The sequence below is a fragment of the Pseudoalteromonas sp. C8 genome (genome assembly GCF_011378685.1).
GTDB lineage: Bacteria > Pseudomonadota > Gammaproteobacteria > Enterobacterales > Alteromonadaceae > Pseudoalteromonas > Pseudoalteromonas arctica.
The window spans coordinates 21,802-35,797 of record NZ_WTKT01000003.1 but is presented as its reverse complement, the minus strand read 5'-3'; the positions used below and the strand labels follow the sequence as shown (position 1 = coordinate 35,797).

The 13,996-nt window shown below is 39.4% G+C and carries 13 protein-coding genes and 2 tRNA genes; 9 read left to right on the top strand and 6 right to left on the bottom strand.

Going from position 1 to position 13,996, the window contains the following annotated elements:
• The first annotated feature begins 6 nt into the window (after positions 1 to 6).
• Genes GQR39_RS03935 through GQR39_RS03920 form a run of 4 tightly spaced genes read left to right on the top strand, consistent with a single transcriptional unit; the run spans position 7 to position 3,556 of the window.
• A complete protein-coding gene (locus tag GQR39_RS03935; RefSeq protein ID WP_010552606.1) occupies positions 7 to 288 on the top strand; it encodes a F0F1 ATP synthase subunit C in 282 nt (93 codons plus the stop codon).
• Between the two features lie 3 nt (positions 289 to 291).
• Entirely contained in the window at positions 292 to 1,092 is an 801-nt protein-coding gene (locus GQR39_RS03930; protein WP_165734849.1) for a F0F1 ATP synthase subunit delta, read from the top strand.
• Positions 1,092 to 2,672, top strand: coding sequence for an alternate F1F0 ATPase, F1 subunit alpha (locus GQR39_RS03925; protein WP_165734848.1), 1,581 nt, complete (start codon positions 1,092 to 1,094; stop codon positions 2,670 to 2,672). Before GQR39_RS03930 ends, GQR39_RS03925 begins: the two co-directional genes overlap by 1 nt.
• Positions 2,669 to 3,556, top strand: coding sequence for a F0F1 ATP synthase subunit gamma (locus tag GQR39_RS03920; protein WP_121955318.1), 888 nt, complete (start codon positions 2,669 to 2,671; stop codon positions 3,554 to 3,556). Before GQR39_RS03925 ends, GQR39_RS03920 begins: the two co-directional genes overlap by 4 nt.
• Before the next feature lie 922 nt (positions 3,557 to 4,478).
• Here GQR39_RS03920 and GQR39_RS03915 read toward each other — a convergent pair.
• The 4 genes from GQR39_RS03915 to GQR39_RS03900 form a co-directional block, all read right to left on the bottom strand.
• Positions 4,479 to 4,555 (bottom strand) — tRNA-Val (locus GQR39_RS03915).
• 258 nt (positions 4,556 to 4,813) lie between these two features.
• Positions 4,814 to 4,890: transfer RNA gene (locus tag GQR39_RS03910), tRNA-Val, on the bottom strand.
• Positions 4,891 to 5,003: 113 nt separating this feature from the next.
• The gene (locus GQR39_RS03905) at positions 5,004 to 6,068 is read right to left on the bottom strand and encodes a DUF3080 family protein (protein WP_165734847.1); all 1,065 of its coding nucleotides are present in this window, start codon (positions 6,066 to 6,068) and stop codon (positions 5,004 to 5,006) included.
• The gene (locus GQR39_RS03900) at positions 6,031 to 7,401 is read right to left on the bottom strand and encodes an MATE family efflux transporter (RefSeq protein ID WP_007585131.1); all 1,371 of its coding nucleotides are present in this window, start codon (positions 7,399 to 7,401) and stop codon (positions 6,031 to 6,033) included. Before GQR39_RS03900 ends, GQR39_RS03905 begins: the two co-directional genes overlap by 38 nt.
• A 128-nt stretch (positions 7,402 to 7,529) precedes the next feature.
• On the opposite strand from GQR39_RS03900, the gene GQR39_RS03895 reads away from it, so the two are divergent.
• The gene (locus tag GQR39_RS03895; protein ID WP_007585130.1) at positions 7,530 to 8,156 is read left to right on the top strand and encodes a riboflavin synthase; all 627 of its coding nucleotides are present in this window, start codon (positions 7,530 to 7,532) and stop codon (positions 8,154 to 8,156) included.
• 1 nt (position 8,157) lies between these two features.
• Here GQR39_RS03895 and GQR39_RS03890 read toward each other — a convergent pair whose 3' ends face one another.
• Positions 8,158 to 8,361, bottom strand: a complete 204-nt coding sequence (locus tag GQR39_RS03890) for a CPXCG motif-containing cysteine-rich protein (RefSeq protein WP_008166246.1) — start codon at positions 8,359 to 8,361, stop codon at positions 8,158 to 8,160.
• A gap of 103 nt (positions 8,362 to 8,464) precedes the next feature.
• Positions 8,465 to 9,337 (bottom strand): fructosamine kinase family protein, encoded by an 873-nt coding sequence (locus tag GQR39_RS03885; RefSeq protein WP_165734846.1) that lies wholly within the window; start codon positions 9,335 to 9,337, stop codon positions 8,465 to 8,467.
• A gap of 127 nt (positions 9,338 to 9,464) precedes the next feature.
• Between GQR39_RS03885 and GQR39_RS03880 the strand changes: the two genes are divergently transcribed.
• The 4 genes from GQR39_RS03880 (at position 9,465) to GQR39_RS03865 (ending at position 13,965) form a co-directional block, all read left to right on the top strand.
• Positions 9,465 to 10,157: a DUF445 domain-containing protein gene (locus tag GQR39_RS03880; protein ID WP_165734845.1), complete on the top strand. Its 693-nt coding sequence runs from the start codon at positions 9,465 to 9,467 to the stop codon at positions 10,155 to 10,157.
• A 279-nt stretch (positions 10,158 to 10,436) separates the two neighbouring features.
• Positions 10,437 to 11,222 carry a hypothetical protein gene (locus GQR39_RS03875; protein WP_165734844.1) on the top strand — a complete coding sequence of 262 codons (786 nt, stop codon included), beginning with the start codon at positions 10,437 to 10,439 and terminating at the stop codon, positions 11,220 to 11,222.
• A gap of 100 nt (positions 11,223 to 11,322) precedes the next feature.
• Positions 11,323 to 12,705, top strand: coding sequence for an amidohydrolase (locus GQR39_RS03870; protein ID WP_165734843.1), 1,383 nt, complete (start codon positions 11,323 to 11,325; stop codon positions 12,703 to 12,705).
• Between the two features lie 12 nt (positions 12,706 to 12,717).
• Positions 12,718 to 13,965 carry an amidohydrolase family protein gene (locus tag GQR39_RS03865; protein WP_165734842.1) on the top strand — a complete coding sequence of 416 codons (1,248 nt, stop codon included), beginning with the start codon at positions 12,718 to 12,720 and terminating at the stop codon, positions 13,963 to 13,965.
• The last annotated feature ends 31 nt before the right edge of the window (positions 13,966 to 13,996 follow it).

Here is a 13,996-nt window from a genome sequence, read left to right as displayed (position 1 = left end):
GAGAACATGGATAGCATGACAATGATAGCAATGGCATCAATCGTTATTTCAGGAATTACAATTAGTTTTGGTTGTTTAGGTCCATCGCTTGGCGAAGGTAAAGCAGTAGCAACGGCATTGAGTGCATTAGCACAGCAACCTGATGCATCAGCAACTATTACGCGCACGCTCTTTGTAGGCCTTGCGATGATTGAATCGACCGCAATATACTGTTTTGTCGTGTCGATGATTCTTATTTTTGCCAATCCGTTTTGGAACTACGCTATCGCACAAGCTGCAGGAAGTTAAACCATGCTAATTGATTGGTTTACAGTTACAGCCCAAGTGGTTAATTTTTTAATTTTGGTGTGGTTACTAAAACGCTATTTATATAAACCAATTTTGCACGCTATTGATAAGCGAGAAGAGCGCATAGCCGCTGAGTTAGACGATGCTGAAACAAACCAAAATGAAGCACTGGCGGAGCGTGAAAAGTTTTTTCTGAAAAATGAAGAGTTTGAACAACAACGTACACAAAAGATGCAACAAGTAAGCGTGAGTGCTAAGCAAGCAGAGCAAACACTTATGTTAGAGGCGCAAAAAAGAGTCCAAAGCTGGGGCACTAAATATCAACAAAATATAGTAAAAGAGACTGATAATTTAAAGGAGTCTTTAAGTCGAAAAGTTAAGCAAGAGGTATTTGCTATTAGTCGCAAAACCTTAACTGAACTGGCATCAACAACTTTAGAACAACAAATATGTGAGGTGTTTACAGCCCGCTTATATAAGCTTGATGACGACAAAAAAACTACTTTAGCGCAGGCGCTAAATACAAATAGTGAATTTGTACCTGCCTTAATTCAAAGTGCGTTTGAGCTAACTGAACCTCAGCGTTTAGCACTTAAGAATGCTATTAATACTGTGTTTTCAAAAGATATTACCATTAAATTCACCACCGATGAGAGCCTTATCAGCGGGATTGAGTTATGTGTCAATGGACAAAAGCTGGTGTGGAGTATTGACGATTACTTACAATCAATCGAGCAGGAAGTTGATATGCTACTAAAACAAAAAACAGCTCAGCCTACAACTTCTCAACCTGTTGATAAGTGATGAGTAACCTTAGCGAAAACACTCAAAATAAAAACACAAAAATACACAGTTTAACAAACGCGTTTGGTGATGTGTTTAAGCACATTCAGCAAGGGCTAAAAATAGTTAACTCACAATTGAACTTACATGAAGTTGGTATTATTACCAGTGTATCAACGGGTATTGCGAAGGTGTCGGGATTACCTGGCGTTGGCTTTGAGGAACTAATTATATTTCCCGGTAATGTGCTTGGAATTGCGTTTAATATTGATGAAAAAGAAGTTGGTGTTGTGCTTTTAGGTGAATACGCCCACTTACAAGCTGGGGATGAAGTGCGCCGCAGTGGTCGTGTAATGGATGTAGCGGTTGGCAATGCGCTATTAGGGCGAGTGATAAACCCACTTGGCGAGGCACTAGACGGTGGAAGCGTTATACAAACTGAGCAGCGTTTACCAATAGAGCGTCCAGCTGCACCAATTATGGACCGCTCTCCTGTTACTACGCCTTTGCAAACCGGACTTATTGTAATCGATGCGATGATTCCAATAGGGCGAGGACAACGAGAGCTTATTTTAGGTGACAGGCAAACAGGTAAAACAGCTATAGCCATAGACACGATTTTAAATCAGCGAGAACAAAATGTAATTTGTATTTATTGCGCTATTGGCCAGCGGGCATCAACAGTTGCTAAATCAATAGCAATATTACGCGCGCAAAATGCAATGGCTTATACGGTTGTTGTTGCAACAGAGGGTAATGAACCACCGGGCTTACAGTATATAGCGCCTTACGCTGCAACCAGTATTGCAGAATATTTTATGGAGCAAGGACGTGATGTACTTATTGTATATGACGATTTAACTAAGCACGCAAGAGCTTACCGCGAGTTGTCTTTGTTGTTACGACGACCACCCGGACGAGAAGCATTTCCTGGGGATATTTTTTATATTCATTCACGATTACTAGAGCGTGCGACCCATTTAAATAAAGAACGTGGCGGTGGTTCCTTGACCGCACTCCCCATTATAGAGACCGAAGCTCAAAATATTTCAGCCTATATTCCAACTAATTTAATTTCGATTACCGACGGACAAATTTATTTATCACCCTCATTATTTGCTCTAGGTGTATTACCAGCCGTTGACGTTGGTAAGTCGGTTTCTCGTGTGGGCGGTAAAGCACAGCGTGCTGCGTTTCGTGCAGTTGCTGGCGATTTAAAGCTTGCATATGCTCAATTTGAAGAGCTAGAAACCTTTGCTCGTTTTGGTGCCCGACTTGATGATGATACACGGCGTATAATTGAACATGGACGGCGTATTCGAGCGAGCTTACATCAATCTGAATCATCACCTATGCCAGTGCCTGAGCAAATTATGCTATTACTCGCACTCAGTAATGGCTTTTTAGATTCGATTGAACTGCTAAAAATAAACGACGCAAAAAATATTCTTAAAAAAGCAGTTGCGCAGTTAGACGATACTTTATGTGATAGATTTGATACCGCTAAAAGCTTAAGTGATGACGATCGACAAACAATTGTTGAGTTGGCTAAGCGCGCACTTGTTGATTTTGAGCCTGAAAAGAAGGCAATAACAACATGAGCAATAGTGCCGCTAATTTACGCCATAAAATAGCCAGTGCAAGTGATTTACAAGGCGTGGTAAAAACGATGAAGGCACTTGCTGCCTCGAGTATTGGGCAATATGAAAAATCGATTAGCTCATTGACCGATTACTACCGGGCAGTTGAGTTAGGATTAAGTGCGAGTTTGCGTGATGACATGTCATTTCAATTTTCACCACAACCCAAAAATTTAAATGAAAGCAGAGCGGGTGTGATCATATTCGGCTCAGATCAAGGGTTGGTAGGGCAATTTAATGAAAGTATTACCGACTTTACAATTAAAGCGCTAAGTAACGAGACCCAGCCACCTCTAATTTGGGTGGTAGGCGCACGTGCTGCATCTCGACTTACCGATGCCGGCTTTAATTTAGTAAAAGTATACACAGTGCCAGTGAGTGTTCACGATATAGATACCTTAGTTAGGCAAATTCAAATAGACAGTGAATCAAGCTTAGTTCTTAATCCTGGTTGCCGTGTATTGGTGTTTTATAATCAACCTAAACAAGGCGCGCTTTATGAATGTGTGTCTCAGCGATTACTCCCACTTGACGAGCAATGGCGAGATAATTTTAAAAATATTTTATGGCCAACTAAAGCTTTGCCAGAAGTACTCTGCAAGCACTCTACAACAATAAGAGCATTGATCCGCGAGTATATTTTTATTTCTCTCTATCGTGCATGTGCCGAGTCGTTGGTCAGCGAAAATAGCAGCCGTCTTGGCGCAATGCAACGCGCTGAAAAAAATATTGAAGAGCTACTTGATAAGCTTTCGAGTGAGTTTAATACTCTGCGTCAAAGTACCATTGACGAGGAGTTGAGTGATGTACTTGCAGGTTATGAATTACTAAATAAAATAGACTAGGGGCTGTTGATCTTAGAGGTTGAATTTGAAGCTCTATGTGTTTTTTTAATCAAAACATCGCCTATACAGTGCGGTTATTGACTCTTTGTAACTCGATTTTTACTTATTCTTACAAAAATGTAAGCCATTAGAGTAACGCAGAAGCCGCTACCGAGCCCGCTAGGTTACAAATCGCGCACGATTACCCCCCTGTAAATTGAATGAATTTTAATCATGAAATGTCAACAAAACTCACAAGGATAATTTACAAGAAATAAAGCTATAACCTGGTTGTAAGCGATCGTTAATTAATGATTAACTGTTGAAGTTGAGTGTTCAAGAGTGGGTAGTGCTTTTTCTTTGAGGTATTTTATTATTGTTTTGAACTGGTATGACTGAGTGGATTCGAACTGCTGACCCTTGGACCGGGTGATCAAGAGTGGGTAGTGCTTTTCTTTTGGTTTTTTATTACTTTGATTTGGTACGACTGAGTGGATTCGAACCACTGACCCTTGCACCGGGTGATCAAGAGTAGGTAGTGCTTTTTCTTTGGATTTTTATTGCTTTGAATTGGTACGACTGAGTGGATCCGAACTGCTGACCCTTGGACCGGGTGATTAAGAGTAGGTAGTGCTTTTTCTTTGGTTTTTTTATTACTTTGAATTGGTACGACTGAGTGGATCCGAACTGCTGACCCTTGGACCGGGTGATTAAGAGTAGGTAGTGCTTTTTCTTTGGTTTTTTTATTACTTTGAATTGGTACGACTGAGTGGATCCGAACTGCTGACCCTTGGACCGGGTGATTAAGAGTAGGTAGTGCTTTTTCTTTGGTTTTTTTATTACTTTGAATTGGTACGACTGAGTGGATCCGAACTGCTGACCCTTGGACCGGGTATCAAGAGTGGGTAGTGCTTTTACTTAGGTTTTTTTCATTACTTTGAAGTGGTACGACTGAGTGGATTCGAACCACCGACCCCTACCATGTCAAGGTAGTGCTCTAACCAACTGAGCTACAGTCGTACAATTTTTGAATTCTTAAATAAATTTATTCTGTGATATTAGAATAAATTTGGTACGACTGAGTGGATTCGAACTACTGACCTTTGGACCGGGTGATCAAGAGTAGGTAGTGCTTTTTCCTTCAGATGTACTTTTATTTATTTTACTTAAATTTTGGTACGAATGAGTGGATTCGAACTACTGACCTTTGGACCGGGTGATCAAGAGTAGGTAGTGCTTTTTCCTTCAGATGTACTTTTATTTATTTTACTTAAATGTTGGTACGACTGAGTGGATTCGAACCACCGACCCCTACCATGTCAAGGTAGTGCTCTAACCAACTGAGCTACAGTCGTATTACTTTATTTAAGTAGGTGTTAATTGCTTAACAACGGCGGCTAATATATAGCGTGGCGGTTGGTGAATCAAGCAAGTTTGTTGTTTTTGAGTTTATTTGCCGTTTTTTTATTCATATTGGGCTTATTTCACACGTTTTATAAAATACTTGCCACCAAACCACATGTTTTTTAGCTGAGCTTTTTAGTAAGTTCAGTAAGTTACTTGTCGAGTCCGTTTTGACTAAGTTATTAATTTGAGGGCTTGAGATACTTTCGTTAAACCAAAGCTCATTATAAAGCGGTTGTAGTGCCTCTAGATAACCAGTTAACTGCGCTTGATAGGGCTGAATTTCTTTTAGGTAAAACTTTTGAAATACGTTGCTTATGATTTTTGCGTTTTTATTATTTTTATCCTGTGGGCACAGCGTATTAAAGTTTAATGTTTTTACAAACTGCGTGGCGTTGTTATTTAACACTACCTGCTTGCGGACCGATTGAATGAGTGCCTGGTTAAATTGAAATTTATTAAGCTGCTCGAGTGCACTAAAAATAGAATTGCTATTAATTTCACTAAATTCTTTAGCCTTAATTTGTTGCTTAATGAGTACAAGTTGCTTTAGCGCAAGTACGGTATCACTAAAACCAGCAGGTTCAGTAGTAAGCTCGTTTGAAGTGAGTTGCCAAGTACGATTTAGCTCAGGCTCTTTAAATAACATGGTGTTAAAAAAGTGCATTAGGTGTATTTGTTTGTAGTTTTTGGCTGCGAGTATTTTTGTGTAACTAGGACTATTTTTATCAAGCGTGTTTAAGCAAACCTGTGCACTTTTAATAAAGTTTATTTGATATTTTAATTGCCCAGCAGCGCTGGCGGTTTTTCCTAATTGGTTATTATGCTCACTTATAAGCACGTTAAGCTTACATTGGCTAATGCCTGCAAGCTCAACAATGCTCAGTGTTAAGTCACTTTGTGCTATTGGGGTAGGCTGCAGTAAGGGGAGTTGCTTGAGTGGCGCAGGCTGTGTTGGGCTTGTATCAACTGTGCTACTTAAGCGTTCAATATAAGTAACGTTTATACTACTTTGTGGTTTGTTGCAGCCAGTAAGCGTTAAAAAACACATTACCAGCAAAGTAGCTGGTAATGTTTTAAGGCTGAGTTTATTAGTTTTGATTGAGTGCATCAATTTTAAGAAATTCATATTTTAGACGTTTTTTTACCGTTAGCATTAATAAAATAGCAGCGACACTAAGTCCCACTATTATCCCAGTCCAGAAACCGTGTGGCCCCATAGCTGGCACAATTATGTCTGTTCTTGCCAATACGTAACCTAAACAAAAGCCGATTAACCAATACGATATAAACGTAATATACGATATAGGCGTGGTGTATTTTAACCCACGGAGTATGCCATTTGCTGCAACTTGAAGTGCATCAGGTAATTGGTAAATACACGCTAAAATCATAATTGATGAAGCCAATGCCATAACAGCAGGGCTGTCGGTATACAGTTGGCTAATTAAATCACGACCGGCAAACGTAATAAGCGCTAAAAATAACGCCACAGCAATGGCTAAAATATAGCTGGTAGAAACCGCAACTTTTAATTGAGTCATGTTCTTTTGGCCGTATAAGTTACCTATACGAATGCTGATAGCGATTGATAGGCTCAGCGGCATCATAAATAGCAATGTAGTTACACTGGCTGCTATTTGATGCCCCGATATAGCTACTGCACCTAAATGCGCTATAAATAGCGGTATACACGCAAATAAAGTGACTTCAAAAAAGGTGGCGAGTGAAATTGGTATACCTAACTTAGTAATAATACCAATGGTAGTGAAATTAGGTTTTTCGAATGATGAAAGCAGGCCTTTAGCATCTACTTTTTTACTCATTTGGCAGTAAGTGACTTGTGCTATTGCCATAACAGTTAAAACAATTGCAGTGGCAATGCCACAGCCCGCGCCGCCATAAGCAGGAAAACCAAATAAGCCATTTATGAAAATATAATTTACCGGAATATTAACAGCTAAACCTAATAGGCTTATGTAAAACGCGGGCTTGGTCATTCCCATACCTTCGGTAACGTTTCTGTATACCGTAAAAATTAAAAATCCAAATACACCCCATTTCACAAAGTGAATGTAGTCAATGGCAAGGTTTGCAATTGCAGGCGTTGTATCGAGCTTAAAAATAATAGCATCTGCTAAATGGGCAATTCCAAAGCCTGTAAAGCTCAAAATAGCGGTTAAATAAAGCGCTTGTTGAAAATAGTGGCTAATGCCTTTGCGGTCATCACTGCCCGAAAACTGCGCAATAATACCAGTAAGCGCTAATAAAATACCTTGAAGGCCAAGTAATAAAGGGTTCCATATTCCTGTTGCAATAGACAGTGCAGCTAAGTCAGTAGGGCTAACTTGACCTGCCATAATTGTGTCGACGACCGACATTAAAATAAGTGTAACTTGCGCTAAAAAAACAGGTAAAGCGAGGGAAAGTAAACGCTTGGCTTCCCAATTGCAAAAGGTCATAAAAACAGCTAGTTGATAAAATAGGGCGTAATTGTAATCTATTGGGGTTTAAATAAAAATCACAGTAGTGAATGATTTTATGAGTTGATACGTTAAACTAGCACTTTGTAATAATTTAAAGTGATTTTATGTTTACAGGAATAGTGCAAACGCAAGCTACGGTGGTCTCTAAGACTCAAACAGACGGTGTTTTACGCTTAGTTGTATCGGTGAGCGATGAGTACGTTAAGCATTTAGATTTAGGCGCAAGTATTGCTATTAATGGCTGTTGTTTAACAGTTGTGCAAGTTGAGCTAAGTAATCACGATGTGGTAGCGCAAGTGCATTTTGATGTGATTGACGAAACCCTAAAGTTAACTAATTTAGGACTGCTTGAGTTAGGTAGTTTAGTTAATTACGAACGCTCTGTTACGTTTGGTACTGAGCTAGGTGGGCATATAGTGTCTGGGCATATTCATTGTACGTCACAAATTTCTCAAATAGTGAAGCTTGAGAATAACTGTAAAATTCAATTAAGCCTGCCAAAAGAGTGGCAAAAGTATGTGTTATATAAAGGGTTTGTTGCGATAAATGGCGCAAGCTTAACCGTGGGCGAAGTTGATGAACAAGGTTTTTGGTTACACCTAATTCCGGAAACGCTCGCCATTACAAACATTGGTGCAGCGCAAGTGGGTGACAAGTTTAATATTGAAGTTGATCAGCAAACTTACACTATTGTAAATACGGTAGAAAACTACTTACGCCATCAGGCTTAAGTTAAAATATTTGTTCGTCGTCACTGTCTACGTGTAGCTCTAACTTATTGTTAGCATGATCTATATGCATATTTAAATGAATTGGGTTACAGCAGGCAGTGCAATCTTCTATGTAGTCTTGATCGCCCATGCTTGCGTCTAAGTCTAAATGTATGTGGTGTCCGCAGTGTGGGCACGTTATTCGTTGTGATAAAAAATCTTTCATAATCACTCCAGTTATAAATAATTAAGTTAGATTCAACTTAATTGCTTACAGATGAACGCCTACTTACTCATTAAATATAGTGCTGAAATGCAGCTTATGACACTTATTTTATACCTTCAAATACCAGCTTTTCTATATGTTGTTTAGCTTCAGTAAGATAGTGACCGGCAAAGATGTTAGCGTGATTTAAAATAGGGTATAGCTGGTATATTAACTTACGTTTTTCGTAATTTTGAGAAAGCGGGTAGTGCTGGTTATAGGCGCTATAAAAGTCTTTTGGCAGTGGCGCAAATAGTTCGCTCATTGCAATATCCACTTCCCGATCACCATAATAACAAGCGGGGTTAAATACCGTTGGCTCTGCTTTTAAAAAGCCCATATTTCCTCGCCAAAAATCGCCATGCAGTAATGAGGGCTCAACTTGATGACTATGCAGCTGTTCTTTAACGGCATTAATTAAGCGCTCGGGTTCAATAAAGTTAATGCCTTTTTCAGCGAGTAACTGTAATTGCCACCCTATACGTTCTTCGGCGTAAAATACATCCCATTTTTTGTGCCATCGGTTGGGTTGTATGGTAGTGGCTATGTAATTGTCTACATCAAAGCCAAACATGGCTTGGTCGTGTTTTTGATGCATTTTAGCGAGGCTGCTTCCCATAGTTGCCCACGTGTTGTGGGGTTGTTTATCTAAAATAAGCCACTGTAAAACAATAAATGAAAACTCTATATTTGCACCGGTTGTAATACATTCAGGGACTTTAAAATTACTATTTTGCGCCAAAAGCTTTAAGCCAATAAATTCACTTTCTAAACGCTCGAGTTCGTTTTTTAATGCTATTTTAACGAAGAAGTTATGCGTACCATTGGTAATATGAAATAGTTTGTCGGTATTTGTACTTTGTAATTGGCGTTTATAGGTGTGTTTAAAGTCAAAATTAATAGCTTGGCTGATGTGCTCATTTACTGTTTTCCACATAATAATTGTTCACCTTTTAAACAGATACTTAAACTATGGCAAAAAGAGATTAATTTAACAATCTAATCGTTGTAAAATTGGCGGCTAGGTTTAAATAAATAATTACAACGACTGTAATGGAGTAAAAATGAACAAAAGTTTAATAACCAATTTGCTAGCGGGTTTATGTGTTGTTGTAGGTTTTATGTTCAACCAAGCAATTGTGTTATCAGTTGGTTTATTTGCACTTTCTGGCGCGGTAACTAATTTATTAGCGATTCATATGTTGTTCGAAAAAGTCCCTTTTTTATATGGCTCAGGCGTTATAGCGCTTAAGTTTGAAAGCTTTAAAATCGCAATTAGAAACTTAATATTAACGGAGTTTTTTTCAGAGCAAAAAATTAATAATTTACTTAATAAAGCGCAGCCCAATATCGACTTTGAGCCAATAATTAGCAATGTTGATTTAAACCCTGCATTCGACAATTTGTTAGAGGTAATAGAGCAATCTCAGTTTGGTAGCATGCTTGGGATGTTTGGCGGCACAGCAGCAATAGAGCCAATGCGTGAAAAGTTTATTAAAAAAATGCAATTGTCGCTTAGTGAGATTTCCCAAACTGACGACTTTAAAGCATTAGTAAGCCAAACACTTTCACAAGGTAATAGCGCAGAGAGCCTACATAAAACGGTGCTTAAACTAGTTGATGAGCGCTTAGATGAGCTTACCCCAAAAATGGTTAAAGAGATTATTCAAACCATGATCCGCGAGCACTTAGGCTGGCTTGTTGTGTGGGGTGGTGTGTTTGGTGGCTTGTTTGGTTTAATAGCGGCCGTGATTTAAATATAACTACTGATACCAATTAAAAAAATAATCATTTTATCGCATTAAATAGCGCACTTACTGCGTTAAAAATTGTTCGTGTACGAGTGCATGGATGCAAGAGATAGAGCAATGCAGGGAGTAATTAGTGATAGTAACTACACGTTATAATTTCGCCTTATTATTGCGCTACTTTATTAGCGCAATAATAGATAACTAATTTAATGCAATTGGTATGACTTATTTTTTCAGGCTGTTATTATCGCCCCCATAATTTAGTCGTGTTTTTTAGGAGCAACGGTGAGCAAAACGTTAGCCAGTTATTATCAGCAAGCATACGCTTGCGATCAGCAGCATTTTAACCAGTGTTTTTATTGTGGCTGTGAAGCGACAGAGCGCGACCATTGTCCGCCGCTGCATATGCTACAAAGCATTGTTGATTTAGGTGAAGAGGCTGACTTTATATCTATTCCTGCGTGTTATGAGTGCCATGCACTTTTACATAACGAAAGGCTGATGACGATTGATGAGCGCTTTACTAAAATGAAAAAAAAGCTTGCCACCAAATATGCAAAACCACTGCGTGTTTATAACATGTGGGAAGAAAACGAACTTGGCGACATGAGCGACGAGTTTGCGCATAGTATTGCAGCGGGTATGAAATTAGGAAAAGAAGCCGCTGAGCGTTTAGCGTTTACTGGTTTTAGTTATGCCACAGAAGATGCCAAAGTAGCAGTACGTGAAAAAACAAAAGAGTTTGATGTAGAGGGCATGATATTTACCGACTTTAAAGAGGCGCTAAACTATTGCATTAATGATTTAAACGTACAAAAAAGTGACTTTTATAAAATTTTGGTTGAAGACTACCAAGGGGATTTTAATAAAGCGCTAAGCCAGTATCGTCATCGTCATGACAAAGTAACTGCAGCTAAAGATGGTAATACAATTATTAAAGATTTTTCAAAGCTACATAAGCAAAACTCTGATTTTGTAACGCGTACGGTTAAGCACTTTATTAGTAAAGATCCATCGCTTACAACCGAAGGTGCGCTTGAAAAGTTGTATAACAATTATATAAAGAAATAATTACAGATATTCATCTTAATTAACTGCGTTTTCACCTGTTTTTTTGGCTTTATTCCTTAGCTTTCGCTAAAGTAGCAAAAAAACAGGAGATCCAAACAACATGCAAAAATTTGCACCTTCTTTATTAGCAGTTGGCTTAGCTGCTGCACTTGTAGGTTGCCAAGAAAACGGCCCGCAAGACGATAAAATAACAATCAACAAAAATCCTTACCCAAGCACTTATCAGCCCGTTTCTACATCAAGCACACTTATTACAAATGCAACAGTACTTACAGGTACTGGTGAGCGTTTAGATGATGCTGATGTATTACTTGTTGATGGTAAAGTACAACAAGTTGGTAAAGACTTAACTGCTACTGCTGATATTACAATTGATGCACAAGGCAAATGGGTAACACCGGGTATTATTGACGTACATTCACATTTAGGTGCATACCCAAGCCCGTCGGTTGAGTCGCATCAAGATGGTAACGAAATGACCAGCCCTAACACTGCAGAAGTGTGGGTTGAGCATTCTGTTTGGCCACAAGATCCTGGCTTTAACCGTGCACGCGAAGGCGGCATTACTTCTCTACAAATTTTACCAGGCTCAGCTAACTTATTTGGTGGACGCGGCGTTACGCTTAAAAACGTCCCTGCACACACTATGCAAGGTATGAAATTTCCAGAGGCGCCGTATGGTTTAAAGATGGCGTGTGGTGAAAACCCTAAACGTGTTTATGGTCGTCAAGGTGTATTGCCTTCAACCCGTATGGGTAATATGGCAGGTTATCGTATGGCGTGGGCTGAAGCCGCTGAGTACAAACGTGCATGGGATAAGTACGATGCCGATTATGAAGCAGGTTTGAACCCAGAAGCACCAGTACGTGATATTAAACACGATACGCTTCGTGGTGTGCTTGAAGGCGAAGTACGTATTCATAATCATTGTTATAAAGCTGAAGAAATGGCAATGATGATTGACCTGTCAAAAGAATTTAATTACGACGCGGGTACATTCCATCACGGTGTAGAAGCATATAAAATTGCTGACCTACTTGCCCAAAATGGTTCGTGTGCTGCACTTTGGCCAGACTGGTGGGGCTTTAAAATGGAAGCCTACGACATGGTTCAAGAAAACGTAGCTATTGTTGATGCTGTTAAAAATTCATGTGCAGTTGTTCACTCAGATTCAGATACCACTATTCAGCGCTTAAACCAAGAAGCTGGCAAGGTTATGTACCGTGCTAACGAAAACGGTTTTGATATTTCTGAGCAACACGCTATTAAATGGATCACGGCTAACGCTGCTAAGTCGTTAGGTATTGATGACAAAACAGGTTCACTAGAAGCGGGTAAGCAGGGCGATGTTGTTATTTGGAATCAAAGCCCATTTAGTGTTTATGCTAAAGCTGAACAAGTGTTTGTTGATGGTGCAAAAGTTTACGATAGAAACGACAGCGCGTATCAAGCAACAAGTGATTTTATGTTAGGTCAACAATAAGGAGCACCCAGAATGAAAAATTTATCACGTTCGTTTTCGCTTTCTCTGGTTGCTGCAGGATTATTAGCATCTGGTGCTGTAAGCGCACAATCGCTAGCAATTATTAATGCAACATTACATACGTCATCTGATCAAGGTGTATTAGAAGCAGCAAGCATTGTAATGACAGATGGTAAAATCACAGCGATTAACCCAACTGAAATTAAAGTAGATCAAATTATTGATGCAAAGGGCCAAATTGTAACCCCTGGCTTTATTGCAAGTGTAAATCAACTTGGTTTAGTTGAAGTAAGTGCAGTTGCAGGCTCTCGCGATGCAGGCGAGGAAAAAGCCGGTATTGATTTTGACGTAAGTCTTGCTTACAACGCACATTCAAGCTTAATTCCTTACGCTCGTAAAGGCGGTGTAACACGCGATGTCATTACCCCTCATGGTGGTGATAGCATTTTTTCAGGCCTTGCTAGTGTTGTTGATTTAAGTGGTAGTTTTGACAGCAACATGCAAAAACAAGCTGCTTTAATTGTTTACTTAGGTGAGCGTAGTAAAGGTTCTCGTGCTTTTACTTTGCAAACACTTATTAATAAGCTTGATGAGCACAAAAGTAAGGCCGGTAAAAAAGCTAAAAAAGATGACGATAAGCCAAGCACTGAAGACAAAGTAATGGCAAAAGTTCTCAGTGGCGAAATGCCATTAGTGGTTGGCGTATCGCGTGCGGCAGATATTATTGAGCTTATTAAAGTAAAAGAGCAATTTGGTATTAACTTAGTACTTAACGGTGCGCAAGACGCTGTTGTAGTTAAAGAGCGCGTTGCTAAAGCAAATATCCCAGTAATTATTAGTGCAATGGATAGCTTACCAGCAAGTTTTGATTCACTTCATGCGAGTTTAGATAATGCAGGCGTGCTTGAAAAAGCAGGCGTAAAAGTATTATTAACGGTAGGCGGCGATGCAAGCCACAATATTTACCAGCTGCGTTTTGATGCTGGTAATGCTGTATCGTACGGTATGAGCCAAGAAGGTGCGTTAAAAGCGGTTACATCAAACGTTGCTGATGTATTTGGTATTAATGCCGGTAGCCTTGAGGTAGGTAAATCAGCTGACGTAGTAATGTGGAGTAATGACCCGTTTGAACTAAGCAGCCACGTGAACAAAATGTTTATTAATGGGGTTGAGGTATCTACACAATCTCGCCAAGATAAACTGCGTGACCGTTATATGACAGATTCAAAAATGCCACGTGCTTATACCAACCCGCAATAATACTTAATCAATTTGAGGGATTAAATCTGAC

What these genes read in the sequence shown, in the direction of transcription:
- GQR39_RS03935 (WP_010552606.1), top strand. Translation starts at nt 7, where the DNA reads ATGGATAGCATGACAATGATAGCAATGGCATCAATCGTTATTTCAGGA.
- GQR39_RS03930 (WP_165734849.1), top strand. Translation starts at nt 292, where the DNA reads ATGCTAATTGATTGGTTTACAGTTACAGCCCAAGTGGTTAATTTTTTA.
- GQR39_RS03925 (WP_165734848.1), top strand. Translation starts at nt 1,092, where the DNA reads ATGAGTAACCTTAGCGAAAACACTCAAAATAAAAACACAAAAATACAC.
- GQR39_RS03920 (WP_121955318.1), top strand. Translation starts at nt 2,669, where the DNA reads ATGAGCAATAGTGCCGCTAATTTACGCCATAAAATAGCCAGTGCAAGT.
- GQR39_RS03905 (WP_165734847.1), bottom strand. Translation starts at nt 6,068, where the DNA reads ATGAATTTCTTAAAATTGATGCACTCAATCAAAACTAATAAACTCAGC.
- GQR39_RS03900 (WP_007585131.1), bottom strand. Translation starts at nt 7,401, where the DNA reads ATGACCTTTTGCAATTGGGAAGCCAAGCGTTTACTTTCCCTCGCTTTA.
- GQR39_RS03895 (WP_007585130.1), top strand. Translation starts at nt 7,530, where the DNA reads ATGTTTACAGGAATAGTGCAAACGCAAGCTACGGTGGTCTCTAAGACT.
- GQR39_RS03890 (WP_008166246.1), bottom strand. Translation starts at nt 8,361, where the DNA reads ATGAAAGATTTTTTATCACAACGAATAACGTGCCCACACTGCGGACAC.
- GQR39_RS03885 (WP_165734846.1), bottom strand. Translation starts at nt 9,337, where the DNA reads ATGTGGAAAACAGTAAATGAGCACATCAGCCAAGCTATTAATTTTGAC.
- GQR39_RS03880 (WP_165734845.1), top strand. Translation starts at nt 9,465, where the DNA reads ATGAACAAAAGTTTAATAACCAATTTGCTAGCGGGTTTATGTGTTGTT.
- GQR39_RS03870 (WP_165734843.1), top strand. Translation starts at nt 11,323, where the DNA reads ATGCAAAAATTTGCACCTTCTTTATTAGCAGTTGGCTTAGCTGCTGCA.
- GQR39_RS03865 (WP_165734842.1), top strand. Translation starts at nt 12,718, where the DNA reads ATGAAAAATTTATCACGTTCGTTTTCGCTTTCTCTGGTTGCTGCAGGA.